This is a genomic window from Streptomyces sp. NPDC007929 (genome assembly GCF_042959065.1).
Lineage (GTDB): Bacteria > Actinomycetota > Actinomycetes > Streptomycetales > Streptomycetaceae > Streptomyces.
This window is the reverse complement of record NZ_JBIBKD010000015.1, coordinates 46,800-62,597: the sequence shown is the minus strand read 5'-3', so window position 1 is coordinate 62,597 and position 15,798 is coordinate 46,800. Positions and strand designations below refer to the sequence as shown.

Sequence of the window (15,798 nt, the reverse complement as noted above, 5' to 3'; positions counted from 1 at the left end):
TGCGGAGCGCGACCCCCCGGTTACCGACGGACGCATCGCCGGAGCGAGGCTCACAGGCGGGTGAAGCACCACGTTCCGAGGGCCACCGTGAGCACCGAGACGGCGCCGGCGAGGGCCGCCGATGCGACGGGCCTCACACCCACGGCGACGGGCCGCCGTCGCCGCACACACGTCACGGTCCACGCCAGCAGTCCGCCTCCGAACAGCGAGAACACCGCTCCCGCGAAGATCGCCGGTTCGCTCTCCATGGCCCGCCCCGCCCCTTGTCCCCGGTCCGCGCATCCCCAGCCACGGGAGGCTGACACGCGCGGGCGGCGGGCAGGCGAACCGGAGGTGAACACGGGGGCGGCACGGCGGTGGATCAAGGCATCCGATTGCTCGTGACCCGTTGCGCACGAGGTGTTCAAATCGACTCGAATTTGTTGGCGAGCCCCCTCGACACCCGTGGCGAGCCCCCTCGACGCCCCTCGACACCCCTGGCGAGCCCCCTCGACGCCCCCGGCGAGCCTCCTGATGCCTTCGACGCACCCCTCGGCAGCCCCGCCGTCAGCGGACCGGCTCCAGGAACCCCTGCTCGACCAGCAGTCGGATCTGGGCCGGGGTCCGGTCGCGCAGCATCACCGGGTCCTCGCCGATCAGCTGGGCGATGGCGTCGAGGATGCGGCCCGCGCTCATCGTGCCGTCGCAGACGCCCGCGAATCCCGCGCCGACGGTGTCCACCCGGGTCGCCCGGCGCATGCCGCGGTTCTGGCGCAGCACGACGTGCTCGGGGTCCTCCGCGCCGGGGAGCCCGACCTGCTCCTGGACGATCTCAGCGGCGAGCCGGAAGTGCCCTTCGAGCAGCGCGGCGTCGTCGTGGTCGCGCAGGTGGTCGAGCCGGTCGAAGTGGGCCCGGATGGTGTCGCCGAGCGGCTGCTCGACCGGGTGCGGCCACTCCTCCACCGTGAGCGAGGGCACGGCGGCGCTCGCCTTGCGCAGGGTGATCCAGCCGAAGCCGATGGCCTTCACCTTGCGCGCCTCGAACTCGTCGAGCCATGCGTCGTACCGCGCCTGGTACTCCGCCGGATCGTCCTGGTGGTCGCCCGCGTCACGCAGCCACAGCTCGGCGTACTGATTGACGTCCTGCACCTCGCGCTGCACGATCCACGCGTCGCAGCCCCGGGGCACCCATGACCTGAGCCTGTCCTGCCAGTCCTCCCCTTCCACGTGCTGCCAGTTGGCGAGGAACTGCGCGAACCCGCCCTCGTTCAGCCGCTCCCCTGCCTCCTGAACGAGCGTGCGGCACAGATCGTCCCCGCCCATCCCGCCGTCGCGGTAGGTGAGCCGGGCGCCGGGAGAGATGACGAAGGGCGGGTTGGACACGATCAGGTCGAAGGTCTCGTCGCCGCGGACCGGTTCGAAGAGGGAACCCTCGCGCCGTTCGACGGCCGGGGCGCCGGACAGCGCCAGTGTGAGGCCGGTGATGTGCAGGGCGCGCGGGTTGAGGTCGGTGGCCACCACGCGTGTGGCGTGCTGCGCCGCGTGCAGGGCCTGGATGCCGGAGCCCGTGCCGAGGTCGAGGGCCGCGGCGACGGGCGTACGGACGGTGATGCCGGCGAGGGTCGTGGAAGCGCCGCCGACTCCGAGGACGACCCCTTCCTCACGCCGGCCGATTCCGCCCGCGCCGCCGACCGCGCAGCCGAGGTCCGAGACGATGAACCAGTCCTCGCCACCGGACCCGCCGTACGGCCGGACGTCCACCGCGGCGGCGAGCTCGTCCGCACCGGCCCGGGTCAGCCAGCCGCTCTCCAGGCACGCGTCCACAGGCAGGACGTCCGCCACGCGCGCGTGCGGCACGGGCTGCTGGAGCAGGAACAGCCGGACGAGCATCTCCAGCGGCGTGTCCCCGCGGGTCGCCCGGAGCGCGGGCACGGTCTCGCTCCGGGCGAGTGCCGCGTACGCCGGGGCGCCGAGCAGTTCGAGCAGGCCGTCGGCGGTGAAGGAGGCCGCGAGCAGGGCGTCCCGGAGCCGGGCGGCGACATCGGGGCGGTCGGAGGCGGGCAGCGGGGGCAGGGGTGACTGGCTGGCGTTACTCACGCCCCCCATTGTGGCCGCCGGTGCGGGTGGCGCACCTGCCCGTGCGGCGGACGGCACGCATTCTCGCCCGACGGCACGCACTCCTGCCGTACGGCGGGCACTCCTGCCGTACGGCGGGCATCCTGTCCGGCTACGGGAGGGTGTGCCGGCCTCAGCTCTGCGTGGACCCCGCCGAGGCCGTGGCCGCCTTGCAGCTGGACTGCTGGGCCATCGCCTGGCCGACCTCGCCCTCCTCCAGGTTCTTGAGGGCGTCGTTGCCGCTCTGGCTCAGCTTGTCCAGCTCGGTGGCGATGTCCTTCAGACCGTCGGCGAACTTGCCCTGGTCCTTGGTGTTCAGGCCGTCGACCTGCTTCTTCAGGTCGGCGTACGAGGCGGAGATCGCGTTGAGCTCCTTGACCGCGTCCTGCTGCTTCTTCTCGCCGTTCTCGACATCCGGGGCCCCGGCCTTGTTCACGGCGGTGCCGATCGCCTTGTAGGCGTCCGACATGTCCTGGAAGGCCTGTGCGTCGGTCTTCTGGACGTTCTCGGGCGTGCTGTTGTCCGAGGTCTCCTTCTGGATCGCCGCGTTGGCCGACTCGATCTTCTTGGCCTGCGGCTGTACGGCGTCACAGACCTGCTTGGCCCAGGCGTCCAGCTTGTCGTTGCTGTCGTCGCCGCCGCATCCCGTCAGCGCCAGTACCAGTACCGCACCGCCGGACAGTGCGGCCGCGAGCTTCTTGTTCACCGGTTTGGTCCCTTCCATGGCTCTCGGCCCCGGAACATACACGCCAGATGCACGGCAGCCGCACGCCGAGCGTCTATTAAGACCTTTTTGTAACCTTTTGCACCAAGCGAGAGAAGGCTCACGCGTGAGCGTGTACCCACACAGCGCGGGCGGGCGACACGCCAACGCGTGCCGCCCGCCCGCACCTTGAAACGGGGCTCTCGGACCTCCCTACGAAACCACCGCCGGATCGGCCGACTTGGGCTTGGAACCGGCGTTGTCCTCGTCACCCATCGCGATCCCGCGCCGCTTTGACACGTACACCGCCCCGGCGATCACGAGGAACGCCAGGACGGCGACCAGGATCCGCACCCCGATGCTCTTGTCCGGACCGTAGGAGAACTTGATCACCGCGGGTGCGATGAGCAGGGACACCAGGTTCATGACCTTCAGCAGCGGGTTGATCGCGGGTCCCGCGGTGTCCTTGAACGGGTCGCCGACCGTGTCACCGATCACGGTCGCCGCGTGCGCCTCGCCGCCCTTGCCACCGTGGTGGCCGTCCTCGACGAGTTTCTTGGCGTTGTCCCAGGCGCCACCGGAGTTGGCGAGGAACACCGCCATCAGTGTGCCCGCGCCGATCGCGCCCGCCAGGAACGCGCCGAGCGCTCCGACGCCCATGGTGAACCCGATGAAGATGGGCGCCATCACGGCCAGCAGACCGGGCGTGGCGAGCTCGCGCAGGGCGTCCTTGGTGCAGATGTCGACGACCTTGCCGTACTCCGGCTTCTCGCTGTAGTCCATGATCCCGGGCTTCTCACGGAACTGCCTGCGCACCTCGTAGACCACGGAACCCGCCGACCGCGACACCGCGTTGATCGCCAGCCCCGAGAAGAGGAAGACGACCGCCGCGCCGGCGATGAGACCCACGAGGTTGTTGGGCTGCGAGATGTCCATCATCAGGCTCATCGGGGCGCCCTCCCCGCTGAGTTTCTCGCCCACGTCCCGCGCGCCGGTGATGATCGCGTCGCGGTACGACCCGAACAGGGCCGCCGCCGCGAGCACGGCCGTGGCGATCGCGATGCCCTTGGTGATCGCCTTGGTGGTGTTGCCGACCGCGTCCAGGTTGGTGAGCACCTGCGCGCCCGCGCCCTCGACGTCGCCGGACATCTCCGCGATGCCCTGCGCGTTGTCGGAGACGGGCCCGAAGGTGTCCATCGCGACGATCACACCGACCGTGGTGAGCAGGCCGGTGCCGGCCAGCGCCACCGCGAACAGCGCCAGCATGATCGACGTGCCGCCGAGCAGGAACGCGCCGTACACACCGAGCCCGATCAACAGGGCGGTGTAGACGGCCGATTCGAGACCCACGGAGATACCGGCGAGGACGACGGTGGCCGGGCCGGTGAGCGAGGTCTTGCCGATGTCCCTGACGGGCCGACGGGTGGTCTCGGTGAAGTAGCCGGTCAGTTGCTGGATGAGCGCGGCGAGCACGATACCGATGGCCACCGCGACGAGCGCGAGGATCCGCGGGTCGCCGTCCTTGCCCTGGATCGCGGCGTCGGTGACCCCGTCGAGCTCGGAGTACTTCCCCGGCAGGTAGACGAAGACCGCCACCGCCACCAGCACCAGCGAGATCACCGCGGAGATGAAGAACCCGCGGTTGATGGCGCTCATACCGCTGCGGTCGGCGCGCCGGGGCGCCACCGCGAAGATGCCGATCATGGCGGTGATCACACCGATCGCCGGTACGAGCAGTGGGAAGCCCAGCCCGGCGTCGCCGAAGGCCGCCGAGCCGAGGATCAGCGCGGCGACGAGGGTCACGGCGTAGGACTCGAAGAGGTCGGCCGCCATGCCCGCGCAGTCGCCGACGTTGTCGCCCACGTTGTCGGCGATGGTCGCGGCATTGCGCGGGTCGTCCTCCGGAATGCCCTGTTCGACCTTGCCGACCAGGTCGGCGCCGACGTCGGCGGCCTTGGTGAAGATGCCGCCGCCGACCCGCATGAACATCGCGATCAGCGCGGCCCCGAGGCCGAAGCCCTCGAGCACCTTCGGCGCGTCGGCCGCGTACACCAGCACCACACAGGAGGCGCCGAGCAGGCCGAGGCCCACCGTGAACATGCCGACCACACCGCCCGTACGGAAAGCGATCTTCATCGCCTTGTGCGAGACCGCGGTCAGATCCTTTTCCGGCTCGCCTTGAGCCGGAGTCGCTTCACGTGCCGCCGCGGCGACACGCACATTGCTGCGTACGGCGAGCCACATGCCGATATAGCCGGTGGCCGCCGAGAACGCCGCTCCGATCAGAAAGAACACCGACCGTCCGGCACGCTGACTCCAGTCGTCCGCGGGCAGCAGCATGAGCAGGAAGAACACGACCACGGCGAATACGCCGAGTGTGCGCAGCTGACGGGCCAGATAGGCGTTAGCGCCTTCCTGGACCGCTGCCGCGATCTCCTTCATGCTGTCGGTGCCCTCGCCGGCCGCGAGTACCTGGCGCACCAGGACCCCCGCGAGCACCAGGGCCGCCAGTGCGACGACCGCGATGACCACGACGAGGATGCGGTTGCCATCGGTCAGTACGGCGGCTGCGAGGTCGGTGGGATGGCCCGACTGTTGTGAGAGGGAAAGCCCCGCCATTCGTCCTCCTTGACGCTTGGGCTGAGCTCAAGATGTGGACGGGATTGTAGGTACCGGAACCTGATCAAAACAGAGCGCGATAAACGGAATTGGCGTTCCGAAGTAATGCCCTGAAAGCATTCTTGGGCTGCCGGAGGGCGCGCGAATGATCGTGAACGAATTCACGCGATGAACAGCACAGGAACTACTGTAAAGGCGGGCACTGACACCCGCACACGACGAAGGGCCCCACGGGTGGGGCCCATGACGAGGGGCCCCACAGGTGGGGCCCATGACGAGGGGCCCCACAGGTGGGGCCCCTCGGAAGAACGATGCGCGCGGTGGCGGGGTCAGACCAGGATCGTCGGCGGCGGCGTGGTCGGCCAGGTCATCTTGATCAGCCCGCCGTGCTCGCCCGAGCTGACCTCGACGTCGTCGACGAGTCCGCTGATGACCGCGAGGCCCATTTCGTCCTCGTCGGCCTCACCGTCGGCGTCGCCGGGTCCGGCCCCGGGGGCGCGCTCGCCGGAGACCGCGTGCGCGGCCTCGTCGCCGACCTCGATGGAGAACGCCTTCTCCTCCTCGATCAGCAGCACCTTCACCGGTGCCGAGATGCCGCCGATCTGATGCAGTCCGACGGCTCGGCTGCACGCCTCGCCGACGGCGAGCCTGACCTCGTCGAGGACGGCCTCGTCCACCCCGGCCCTGCGCGCCACCGCTGCCGCCACCAGCCGGGCGGTCCTGACATGCTCGGGCAGCGCGCTGAAGCGGAGCTCAACGGTGGCCATGCATCCCCCTCGCAACTACGGGCGTGCTGTCGAGAGGCTCCGGGCACCGAAAGCCCGGGCCCCCTCGGTCTTCACCTCTGCCGAACGACGGCCGGCCCGGGCGCTGGGCCCGGGACCGGTGTCAGTCGGTGGCCGCAACCGCTTCCTCGACCGAGGTGTGAATCGGGAACACCTTGGTGAGGCCGGTGATACGGAAGATCTTCAAAATGCGCTCCTGGTTGCAGACCAGGCGCAGGGAGCCCTCATGGGCACGCACGCGCTTCAGGCCGCCGACCAGTACGCCGAGCCCGGTGGAGTCGAGGAAGTCCACGCCCTCCATGTCGACGACAAGGTGGAAACTGCCGTCGTTCACCAGCTCGACCAACTGCTCGCGCAGCTTGGGCGCGGTATATACGTCGATTTCGCCACCGACCCTGACGATCGTGCGATCGCCCATGGTTTCGGTCGACAGGGACAGGTCCACGGATCCTCCAGCACCTTGCTATCGAGCGGTCGCCCTAGGGGCATTCGGCTTCAGCCCCTGGACGCTTCGCCAGCCGCGATGGCATTCAATCACTTACCGGCAGGCGTGCACGACGCCTTGGCTCCATTGTCCGTCACGCCAGTGACACACTCGGTGCCGATGGCCAAGAATCACCGATCCGATCGAACCCCGACGGACCCCGCCTCCAGGCCCGCGCCGGGCGCGGTCCTGGACCGGCTCGCGTCCGGTCCCAGCAGGGCTTCTCGCATTACTCATACGGAGCACTTGCCCCCGCGTGAGGGTCGGCATGCCGTCTGGCCGGACCGGATCCGCGCGGAGGTCGTCTCGGCCGTGCGAGCCGCGGGCATCGAACACCCCTGGGCCCACCAGGCACGCGCGGCCGAGCACGCCCTGGACGGCGAGTCGGTCGTCGTCGCCACCGGCACGGCCTCCGGCAAGTCCCTGGCCTACCTGGTGCCGGTGTTCTCCACCCTTCTGGAGGGATCGGAGGCCCCGAACGGACGCGGCGCGACCACCCTCTACCTGGCCCCCACCAAGGCTCTGGCGGCGGACCAGTGCCGCTCTGTGAACGAACTTTCACATCCGCTGGGCAATTCGGTGCGGCCGGCCGTGTACGACGGCGATACTCCGTTCGAGGAACGCGAGTGGATCCGCCAGTACGCCAACTACGTGCTGACCAACCCGGACATGCTGCACCGCGGCATCCTGCCGTCCCACCCCCGCTGGTCCTCCTTCCTGAAGGCGCTGAAGTACGTCGTCATCGACGAATGCCACACCTACCGCGGCGTCTTCGGCTCACACGTCGCCCAGGTGCTGCGCCGGCTGCGCCGTCTGTGTGCCCGCTACGGCGCGTCGCCGGTGTTCCTGCTGGCCTCCGCGACCGCCGCCGAGCCCTCCGTGGCCGCCCGTCGGCTCACCGGCGTGCCGGTGCTGGAAGTGGCCGACGACGCCTCCCCCCGCGGTGAACTGGTGTTCGCCCTCTGGGAGCCGCCGCTGACCGAGCTGCACGGCGAGAAGGGCGCCCCGGTCCGCCGCACCGCCACCGCCGAGGCCGCTGACCTGCTGACCGACCTGACCGTGCAGGGCGTGCGCTCGGTCGCCTTCGTCCGCTCCCGGCGCGGCGCCGAGCTGATCTCGGTCATCTCCCAGGAGCGGCTGGGCGAGGTCGACCGGTCGCTGGCCCGGCGTGTCGCGGCGTACCGGGGCGGCTATCTCCCCGAAGAACGCCGCGCTCTCGAACAAGCCCTCCATTCGGGTGAACTGCTGGGCCTCGCCGCGACGAACGCCCTCGAACTCGGCATCGACATCTCCGGCCTCGACGCGGTCGTCATCGCCGGCTACCCGGGCACCCGCGCCTCCCTGTGGCAGCAGGCGGGCCGGGCCGGACGGTCCGGGCAGGGGGCGCTGGCCGTCCTGGTCGCCCGCGACGACCCGCTGGACACCTTCCTCGTCCATCACCCCGAGGCGCTGTTCGACCAGCCCGTCGAATCGACCGTCCTCGACCCCGACAACCCCTACGTGCTGGCCCCTCATCTGTGCGCGGCCGCCGCCGAGCTGCCCCTGACGGACGAGGACCTCGCCCTGTTCGGCCCGGCCAGCGAGGGCCTCCTGCCCCAACTGGAGGCCGCGAAGCTGCTGCGCCGCCGCACCCGGGCCTGGCACTGGACCCGCCGCGAGCGGGCCGCCGACCTGACGGACATCCGCGGCGAGGGCGGGCGCCCGGTCCAGGTCGTCGAGACCGGCACGGGCCGGCTGCTCGGCACGGTCGACGCCGGAGCCGCGCACTCGACGGTGCACGAGGGAGCGGTCCACCTCCACCAGGGCCGCACCTACCTGGTGCGATCGCTGGACCTGGAGGACTCCGTCGCCCTCGTCGAGGAGGCCGCCCCGCCGTACTCCACGGTCGCCCGCGACACCACGTCCATCTCCGTCCTGGAGACGGACATCGAGATCCCGTGGGGCGACGGCCGCCTCTGCTACGGCTCCGTCGAGGTCACCAACCAGGTCGTGTCCTTCCTCCGCAGACGGCTCATCACCGGCGAGGTACTCGGCGAGACCAGACTCGACCTCCCTCCCCGTACGCTGCGCACCCGCGCCGTGTGGTGGACCGTCACCGAGGACCAGCTGGACCGGGCCCGGATCAACCCGGAGATCCTCGGCGGCTCCCTGCACGCCGCCGAACACGCGTCGATCGGCCTGCTGCCCCTCTTCGCGACCTGCGACCGCTGGGACATCGGCGGCGTGTCGATCCCGCTCCACCCCGACACGCTCCTGCCCACGGTCTTCGTCTACGACGGCCATCCGGGTGGGGCAGGCTTCGCGGAGCGCGCCTTCCACACCGCCCGCACCTGGCTGACCGCCACCCGCCAGGCCATCGCCTCCTGCGAGTGCGACGCCGGCTGCCCGTCCTGCATTCAGTCCCCCAAGTGCGGCAACGGCAACGACCCGCTGCACAAGAGGGGGGCGGTACGGCTCCTCACGGTGCTGCTGGAGGGGGCTCCGGAGGAGAAGGAGGGGGACCCGGGGGAGGATGCTCCGGGGGAGACGGAGGGTGATCCAGGGGAGGGCGCGCCCGACGAGGAGGAGACGGCGGACCGGGCCCCCGGGCGGCCGACGCGGGCTCCGGCTGAGCCGTCGGAGGCCCCGCCCTCGCCCTGACCTCCGCCGTGAACGGCCCCCGTCCCGACGCCGCCGTCACGTCCGAGATCTCCCCGGCCACCTCGCACCGCACGAGCCGCACGCCCTGGGCCCGGGCCACCCGGCCGGCCCGGGCGCAGGCCGCCGTGCCGCCGTCGGCCCAGTGGTCCGCCGCGGCCAGCGCCGCGAGATCCGCACCACCCGCCGCCCGGTGCCGGACGACGACGGCCTGCCCGAGCGCCAGGACGACCCCGAACACCACACACAGCACGGCGATCGCCCCCACGCTCCACACGGTGGCGGACCCCTGGTCCGAACCGGTGCCCCCGACACCGGCGCCTGCCCGGCCCCGGCTCACGTGCCCACCGCCTCCTCCACCGACGCCACGGCCTCCTCGCGTACGGCGAAGGACAGGCCGCGCAGCACCGGCGGCTCGGCCACGACGGTCACCCGGACGTGCTCCGCGCCCCGGCTGACGGTCACCTTCGCGCCGGGCGGCGCCGCCTCCCGGGTCAGTTCCACGACCGCGCCCGGCGAATCCTGGCGGGCCGCCGCACGCGCACCCGTCCGCGCCGCGTCAACGCACTGGATCTGCGCGGCGACGACCAGCAGTCCCCACACCAACGCCATCGCGAACATCACCAGCACGGGCAGCACCACGGCCGACTCCGCCGTGACGAACCCCCGGTCCGCGCCCCGCTCACATCCGCGCATTCAGGGCCTCCTTGACGATGTTCTGGAGTTCCGCGCTGACCGGGCCGCTCGTGACGACCTTGTAGAGCACCACCGCGAACGCCACCGCCGCGACGATTCCCATCGCGTACTCGGAGGTGACCATCCCCGCGTCCCTCCGCGCCGCCCGCATCCCGCACACCAGGGCACGCAGCCGTGCCCGCACCGCCTGATACATCTCAACCCCCGTAGGAAAGAGTCCGAAATTCCACGCTTCTGTTGTCGCCGCTCACTGCTTCCGGTCCGCCGCCGCCTCACCCACCACCCCCTCCGAGCACCCCGCCGGCGAGGCCGATGACCACGGGCAGCACGCCGACCGCGATGAACGCGGGCAGGAAGCACAGTCCGACCGGCGCGCTCACCATCACGCCCGCTCGCCGGGCCCTGGCCGTCGCGGCGCGACCCCAGTCGGCCCGGGCCTCCGCGGCGAGCCGTGCGACCGGAACCGCCGCGGGCATTCCGGACACATCGGCCCGCTCCAGCAGCCGGGCCAGGCCTCCGGCACCCGGAACGGCACCCAACCTCCGCCAGGCCACGCCCGGTTCGCCGCCCAGCCGCACCTCCGCCGCACCCCCGGCGAGGGCGTCGCCGACAGGGCCACCCAGGGCCTCACCCACCGCTTGCGCCGCGATCACCGGGCCCGCGCCCGCCGCGATGCAGGCCGCCAGCAGGTCGGCGGCGAGGGGCAGTTGCCGGGCTGCCTCGGCGAAGTCGGGTGCCCCCGGGTCCGCGCCGGACGTCTCCTGCCTCAGCCGCCACCGCCACACCGCCACCGCACCGGCCAGCCCGACAGCGGCCCCGACAAGGCCTCCGACCAGAGTCCATCCGGCGCACACCACGCCCAGCGGGGCCAGCCATGTTCGCGCGAGCCTCCGCACGGCCGGGCTCAGGGCGGGGGCCGCCGCCTTCCGTACCCCCGACAGCTCGGTCAGCCGCCGGCGCATCCTCCTGCGGCTGCGCACCTCCAGCAGCCACCGCACCAGCCATCCGCAGGCCAGCACGATCCCCATGGTCACCCCCAGCCTGTGGACAACTTCTCCGCTCATGCCGTCGTCTCCGCGCCGCGTACGATCCGCCGCACCCACCACAGCCCCAGGCCCTCCAGCGCCCCGCCGGTCGCCAGACAGCCCAGTCCCGCACCGGTGTGCAGCAGGACGTGGAGGGGTTCGGCACCGAGGGCCGTGCCGATGAGGAGCCCCAGGGCGGGCAGTCCGGCGAGCATCACCGCGGTGGCCCGGGCGCCCGCCAACTGGGCTCGAAGATCGGACCGTTGGTCCCGTTCCGCACGCAGGGCGGCGGCGAGCCGGTCGAGGCCGGCCGCGAGCCCGGCGCCCTGGTCCACGGCCACCCGCCAGCACGCCGCGAGTCCCCGCAGTCCCTCGGCGCCCGGTTGCCGGGCCGCCATGGCCAGCGCCTGGGGCACGTCACCGCCGAACCGGGCAGCCGCGAGCACCGTCGCCTGCGCCTCCGCGAGCCCGCCGCAGTCCCGTGCGGCCCGCAGCAGCCCCTCGCCCGGCTGGCGCCCGGCCCGCACCTCACCGGCGAGCGCCCCGCACAGCGCGATCACCGCGTCGGCCCGGCGCTCCCGGTCCCGCCGCGCCTCGCCGGCCAGCCGGACCCGCCGCAGCAGCGGCACCCCGGCTGCCCCGAGTACGGCCGGCAGCACCGACGTCCCGAGCACCGCCAGGACCAGCCCGGCCACCGGTGACCACCACTCGGTCCGCAGTCGCCCCCGGACCCGCCGCAGCCCAGCGGTCATCCGCCGCCACCCGGGCGGCCCGCTCCCGACGGCTGCCCCGTCCGCGAACAGCAACCGCGCCCGCCGCGCCGCCTCCTCGCGCTCCCCCAGCAGCCAGACAGCCGCCCCCATACACGCCACGGCCGCACCCACCGACATCTCAGGCACCCCCGCCATGACCCGCCTCCTCCACCACAGCCGCACCCACCGACACCTCAAGCACCCCCGTCACAGCCACACCCGCCCGGACCGGAACCCGGCCCTGAACCGGCCCCGCCGTGAGCCCCTTCCACCACAGCCGCACCCGGTCCGCTCGCCTCGCCCCGGAGCAGCCCCCGCAGCCGCTCCCACCCCCGCTCTCGTACGAACGCCTCCGCTCCCCACCGCAGCGCCGGCACCGTGCGCACGAGCCCCGACGGGTCCCGCTCCAGCACGTGCACCTCCGCGATCCGCCGCCGCCCGGCCCGGTCGCGCACCAGGTGCAGCACCACCGAGAGGGCGGCTGCCAACTGGCTGTGCAGTGCGGCCCGGTCGAGCCCCGCGGCCGTGCCGAGGGCTTCCAGCCGGGCCGGCACATCGGCGGCGGCGTTGGCGTGCACCGTCCCGCAGCCGCCCTCGTGGCCGGTGTTCAACGCGGCCAGCAGATGCACCACTTCGGGCCCGCGCACCTCGCCCACGACCAGCCGGTCGGGCCGCATCCGCAGCGCCTGGCGCACCAGGTCCTCGAGGGTGACCAGGCCCGCGCCCTCCTGGTTGGCGGGTCTGGTCTCCAGCCGCACCACATGGGGATGGTCGGGCCGCAGCTCCGCAGAGTCCTCGGCGAGGACGATCCGTTCATCCGGCCCCACCAGCCCGAGCAGGGCACTCAGCAGCGTGGTCTTTCCAGTACCGGTACCGCCGCTGACCAGGAAGGACAGCCGAGCGTCGAGCAGGGCGCGCAGCATGCGGTCCCCGCCCGGCGGCACCGTGCCCGCCGTGACCAGCTCGGCGAGGGTGAAGGCGCGTGGCCGTACCACCCGCAGTGACAGGCAGGCGCAGCCCACCGCCACCGGTGGCAGCACGGCGTGCAGCCGGGTTCCGTCAGGCAGCCGGGCGTCGGCCCAGGGGCGGGCGTCGTCCAGCCGTCGTCCGGCCACCGCGGCGAGGCGCTGGGCGAGCCGTCGTACGGCCGCCGCGTCCGCGAACCGCACCGACGTCAGCTCCAGTCCGCCGCCCCGGTCCACCCAGACCCGGTCCGGGGCCGACACCAGCACGTCCGTCACCGACGGATCTGCGAGGAGCGGCTCCAGCGGTCCGCTGCCGACCAGCTCGGACCGCAACTGCGCGGCGGCACCCAGGACCTCGGCGTCCCCGAGGACCCTCCCTTGGTCCCGTAGGGCCTGCGCCACACGCGCGGGGGTCGGTTCGGCCCCGCTCTCCGCCAGCCATCGCCGCACCCCGTCGAGCAGCGCCGCGCCGTCGAGTCCGGCCAGGGTGCTCATGCCGCACCCGCCTCGACGAGCGCCCGCTCCCAGAACCCCTTGCAGAACCGGGCGAGCGGCCCGCGCGGGGCGGCACCCGGTGGCGCCGCGCCCGCGTCGGGGCGCGACAGCCCCCGCTCGTCGGGTACTTCGCCGACCAGGGGCAGTCCGAGCAGCCGCGCGACCTCACGGTCGTCCAGCCCGGGTGGGTAGGGACCGCGGACCGCCACCCGCAGATCCCGCAGAACCATGCCGACCGCGGAGGCGACCCGGCCCGCGGCCGCGACGGCCCGCAGCTCGGCGGGCACCACGAGGACGCCCATGTCCAGCTGGCCGAGCACCTCGGCGACGCCGTCGTCGATGCGGCGCGGCAGGTCGACCACGACCGTGCCGCCGCGGCGACGGGCCGCCGCGAGCACCGCGCGCACCGCCTGCGGCGGGACCGCGATCCGGTCGCCGCGGTCCCAGCTGAGCACCCGCAGCGAGTGCAGCTCGGGCAGCGACTCCTCCAGGGCTCCGCCGCCGACCCGTCCGCGTGAGGAGGCGAACGCGGGCCAGCGCAACCCCTCGGCCGTCTCACCCCCGAGGAGGACGTCGAGCCCCCCGCCCAGCGGATCGGCGTCCACGAGGAGCGTGCGCAGCCCCTCTCGCGCGGAGGTGACGGCGAGGGCGCACGCGAGTGTCGACGCTCCGGCCCCGCCGCGGCCGCCGATGACGCCCACCGTGACGGCGGGCCGGCCGACGCCCTCGGCCACATCGGCGATCCGGTCGACCAGCCACTGCTCGCCGTCAGGCAGCATCAGGACGTGCTCGGCGCCGATCTCGACGGCACGCCGCCACACCCCGGAGTCGTCCTGGTCCCGGCCGACGAGCACGACTCCCTTTCTGCAGACGGCCCCGCGCACTCGCCGCGCGGCGTCGTCGCCGACCAGGACGAGGGGCGCGGCCTCCCAACTGCCCCTGCGCTCGGGCACTCCGTGGTGCACCTCGGGTGTGGCGCCCGCCGCCGCGCACAGGCGCAGCAGGTCGTCGAGGAGTTCGCCGTCCTCGGTGACGATCAGCGGTCCGCCCTGCCGCCCTCCGGCGGGCGGCGGATCGTGTGTGACGGTTCCGGCCACGCTTTCCATCCCCCTTCGCTGCATGACTCGCGCGCCCCCCGTGGGCCCGCGATTCCCAAACGTGGGAAGAACCGACAAGCGGCCTCCCTGTGAACGGCCGACAGAAACCGGCCATACGCACCCGGGTACTCGAACCGGCCATGAACTCGCCGCGAGCGGGGTGCGCTGGAATCACGGTGCAGCGATCCCGGAAATCGTGTGGATCTTGCTGGATAACTGTGGACGTGTCAGGGGTTGTGAATATCGCCGTCACCCATACCGGTGAGCGGCTCAGGCTCTCTGTGCGACCCCCGCAGAGCAGCCCGGCGACTACCGACCGTAACAAGTCAGGTGCATGACAAATCCCTCGCCACAACAACCGCGAAGCGGCTTTCACGCCGTGCGAAGGAGAGAAAAACCCACCCGGACATGCGACGACCCCCGCCGGGGGGGAGAGCGGGGGTCGTCCCCACGGCCGACTCGGGGGGGGAGGAGTCGGGCCGGGTTAGCACGGTCGCGAACGATCCGTGACTTCCATGGTGTACCCGAGAGCCTTCTCAGGCAAACCCACGCGCCCCACCTTACGCCGAATGGGCTGCGCCTATGCTCTGGTGCGTGGAAAACCACTCGATGCCCCGCGCAGCCGCCTTCTTTGACCTGGACAAGACGGTCATTGCGAAGTCGAGCACGCTCACGTTCAGCAAGTCGTTCTACCAAGGCGGTCTGATCAACCGCAGGGCCGTCTTGCGTACCGCATATGCCCAGTTCGTCTTCCTGGCCGGTGGCGCCGACCACGATCAGATGGAGCGTATGCGCGCATATCTGTCCGCCCTGTGCCGGGGCTGGAACGTGCAGCAGGTCAAGGAGATCGTCGCCGAGACGCTGCACGACCTGATCGACCCGATCATCTACGACGAGGCCGCCTCCCTCATCGAGGACCACCACACCGCCGGCCGTGACGTCGTGATCGTGTCCACGTCGGGCGCCGAGGTGGTCGAGCCGATCGGCGAACTGCTGGGCGCGGACCGGGTGGTCGCCACCCGCATGGTCGTGGGCGCCGACGGCTGCTTCACCGGCGAAGTGGAGTACTACGCGTACGGCCCGACCAAGGCCGAGGCCATCAGGGAGCTGGCCGAGTCCGAGGGGTACGACCTCGGCCGCTGCTACGCCTACAGCGACTCGGCGACCGACGTGCCGATGCTGGAGTCCGTCGGCCATCCGCACGCCGTGAACCCGGACCGGGCGCTGCGCCGCGAGGCCCTCGCGCGCGGGTGGCCGATCCTGGACTTCCACCGCCCGGTCCGGCTGAAGCAGCGCCTTCCCGCGTTCTCCGTCCCGCCGCGCCCGGCGCTCATGGCGGCCGCGGCGATAGGCGCCGCGGCGGCCACCGCGGGACTCGTCTGGTACGCGAACAAACGCCGGGCCACGGTCGCTTGACCTGCGGCGATGCCCCGCCCTGCGAGAATC

14 protein-coding genes and 1 pseudogene are annotated in these 15,798 nt (G+C 72.2%); 2 read left to right on the top strand and 13 right to left on the bottom strand.

The window, feature by feature from the left end; translation table 11 throughout:
- Nucleotides 1-50: 50 nt before the first annotated feature.
- The 6 genes from ACFZDE_RS35615 to bldG form a co-directional block, all read right to left on the bottom strand.
- Nucleotides 51-248, bottom strand: a complete 198-nt coding sequence (locus tag ACFZDE_RS35615) for a hypothetical protein (protein ID WP_391209026.1) — start codon at nt 246-248, stop codon at nt 51-53.
- Nucleotides 249-546: 298 nt separating this feature from the next.
- The gene (locus ACFZDE_RS35610; protein ID WP_391003624.1) at nt 547-2,085 is read right to left on the bottom strand and encodes a methyltransferase; all 1,539 of its coding nucleotides are present in this window, start codon (nt 2,083-2,085) and stop codon (nt 547-549) included.
- Between the two features lie 142 nt (nt 2,086-2,227).
- Complete coding sequence (locus ACFZDE_RS35605; RefSeq protein WP_391209017.1) at nt 2,228-2,818, bottom strand: small secreted protein; 591 nt, start codon at nt 2,816-2,818, stop codon at nt 2,228-2,230.
- Nucleotides 2,819-3,010: 192 nt separating this feature from the next.
- Nucleotides 3,011-5,416: a sodium-translocating pyrophosphatase gene (locus ACFZDE_RS35600; RefSeq protein WP_391209008.1), complete on the bottom strand. Its 2,406-nt coding sequence runs from the start codon at nt 5,414-5,416 to the stop codon at nt 3,011-3,013.
- A 329-nt stretch (nt 5,417-5,745) separates the two neighbouring features.
- Nucleotides 5,746-6,183, bottom strand: coding sequence for an ATP-binding protein (locus ACFZDE_RS35595; RefSeq protein ID WP_391003618.1), 438 nt, complete (start codon nt 6,181-6,183; stop codon nt 5,746-5,748).
- 121 nt (nt 6,184-6,304) lie between these two features.
- Complete coding sequence (gene bldG / locus ACFZDE_RS35590; RefSeq protein ID WP_003991900.1) at nt 6,305-6,646, bottom strand: anti-sigma factor antagonist BldG; 342 nt, start codon at nt 6,644-6,646, stop codon at nt 6,305-6,307.
- A 78-nt stretch (nt 6,647-6,724) separates the two neighbouring features.
- Here bldG and ACFZDE_RS35585 point away from each other — a divergent pair, with 78 nt between their 5' ends.
- On the top strand, nt 6,725-9,325 hold the full coding sequence (locus ACFZDE_RS35585) for a DEAD/DEAH box helicase (protein WP_391208969.1): 2,601 nt from the start codon (nt 6,725-6,727) through the stop codon (nt 9,323-9,325).
- 40 nt (nt 9,326-9,365) lie between these two features.
- On the opposite strand, the pseudogene ACFZDE_RS35580 reads toward ACFZDE_RS35585, so the two are convergent.
- The 7 genes and pseudogenes from ACFZDE_RS35580 to ssd all read right to left on the bottom strand — a co-directional run.
- Nucleotides 9,366-9,563 (bottom strand): annotated as a pseudogene (locus tag ACFZDE_RS35580) (Rv3654c family TadE-like protein); the annotation flags it as partial.
- Between the two features lie 95 nt (nt 9,564-9,658).
- On the bottom strand, nt 9,659-10,018 hold the full coding sequence (locus tag ACFZDE_RS35575; protein ID WP_031103557.1) for a TadE family type IV pilus minor pilin: 360 nt from the start codon (nt 10,016-10,018) through the stop codon (nt 9,659-9,661).
- Nucleotides 10,005-10,214 (bottom strand): DUF4244 domain-containing protein, encoded by a 210-nt coding sequence (locus ACFZDE_RS35570; RefSeq protein WP_078899406.1) that lies wholly within the window; start codon nt 10,212-10,214, stop codon nt 10,005-10,007. The genes ACFZDE_RS35575 and ACFZDE_RS35570 overlap by 14 nt, the downstream gene beginning before the upstream one ends.
- 76 nt (nt 10,215-10,290) lie before the next feature.
- The gene (locus ACFZDE_RS35565) at nt 10,291-11,082 is read right to left on the bottom strand and encodes a type II secretion system F family protein (RefSeq protein WP_391208948.1); all 792 of its coding nucleotides are present in this window, start codon (nt 11,080-11,082) and stop codon (nt 10,291-10,293) included.
- A complete protein-coding gene (locus ACFZDE_RS35560; RefSeq protein WP_391208929.1) occupies nt 11,079-11,951 on the bottom strand; it encodes a type II secretion system F family protein in 873 nt (290 codons plus the stop codon). Before ACFZDE_RS35560 ends, ACFZDE_RS35565 begins: the two co-directional genes overlap by 4 nt.
- 38 nt (nt 11,952-11,989) lie before the next feature.
- Complete coding sequence (locus ACFZDE_RS35555) at nt 11,990-13,255, bottom strand: TadA family conjugal transfer-associated ATPase (protein WP_391208919.1); 1,266 nt, start codon at nt 13,253-13,255, stop codon at nt 11,990-11,992.
- On the bottom strand, nt 13,252-14,361 hold the full coding sequence (gene ssd / locus ACFZDE_RS35550) for a septum site-determining protein Ssd (protein WP_391208906.1): 1,110 nt from the start codon (nt 14,359-14,361) through the stop codon (nt 13,252-13,254). Before ssd ends, ACFZDE_RS35555 begins: the two co-directional genes overlap by 4 nt.
- Before the next feature lie 573 nt (nt 14,362-14,934).
- On the opposite strand from ssd, the gene ACFZDE_RS35545 reads away from it, so the two are divergent.
- The gene (locus ACFZDE_RS35545; RefSeq protein ID WP_391208894.1) at nt 14,935-15,768 is read left to right on the top strand and encodes an HAD-IB family hydrolase; all 834 of its coding nucleotides are present in this window, start codon (nt 14,935-14,937) and stop codon (nt 15,766-15,768) included.
- The last annotated feature ends 30 nt before the right edge of the window (nt 15,769-15,798 follow it).

Coding starts and splice junctions, on each gene's coding strand:
- ACFZDE_RS35615 (WP_391209026.1), bottom strand. CDS start 248: ATGGAGAGCGAACCGGCGATCTTCGCGGGAGCGGTGTTCTCGCTGTTC.
- ACFZDE_RS35610 (WP_391003624.1), bottom strand. CDS start 2,085: ATGGGGGGCGTGAGTAACGCCAGCCAGTCACCCCTGCCCCCGCTGCCC.
- ACFZDE_RS35605 (WP_391209017.1), bottom strand. CDS start 2,818: ATGGAAGGGACCAAACCGGTGAACAAGAAGCTCGCGGCCGCACTGTCC.
- ACFZDE_RS35600 (WP_391209008.1), bottom strand. CDS start 5,416: ATGGCGGGGCTTTCCCTCTCACAACAGTCGGGCCATCCCACCGACCTC.
- ACFZDE_RS35595 (WP_391003618.1), bottom strand. CDS start 6,183: ATGGCCACCGTTGAGCTCCGCTTCAGCGCGCTGCCCGAGCATGTCAGG.
- ACFZDE_RS35585 (WP_391208969.1), top strand. CDS start 6,725: ATGGCATTCAATCACTTACCGGCAGGCGTGCACGACGCCTTGGCTCCA.
- ACFZDE_RS35575 (WP_031103557.1), bottom strand. CDS start 10,018: ATGCGCGGATGTGAGCGGGGCGCGGACCGGGGGTTCGTCACGGCGGAG.
- ACFZDE_RS35570 (WP_078899406.1), bottom strand. CDS start 10,214: ATGTATCAGGCGGTGCGGGCACGGCTGCGTGCCCTGGTGTGCGGGATG.
- ACFZDE_RS35565 (WP_391208948.1), bottom strand. CDS start 11,082: ATGAGCGGAGAAGTTGTCCACAGGCTGGGGGTGACCATGGGGATCGTG.
- ACFZDE_RS35560 (WP_391208929.1), bottom strand. CDS start 11,951: ATGGCGGGGGTGCCTGAGATGTCGGTGGGTGCGGCCGTGGCGTGTATG.
- ACFZDE_RS35555 (WP_391208919.1), bottom strand. CDS start 13,255: ATGAGCACCCTGGCCGGACTCGACGGCGCGGCGCTGCTCGACGGGGTG.
- ssd (WP_391208906.1), bottom strand. CDS start 14,361: ATGGAAAGCGTGGCCGGAACCGTCACACACGATCCGCCGCCCGCCGGA.
- ACFZDE_RS35545 (WP_391208894.1), top strand. CDS start 14,935: ATGCTCTGGTGCGTGGAAAACCACTCGATGCCCCGCGCAGCCGCCTTC.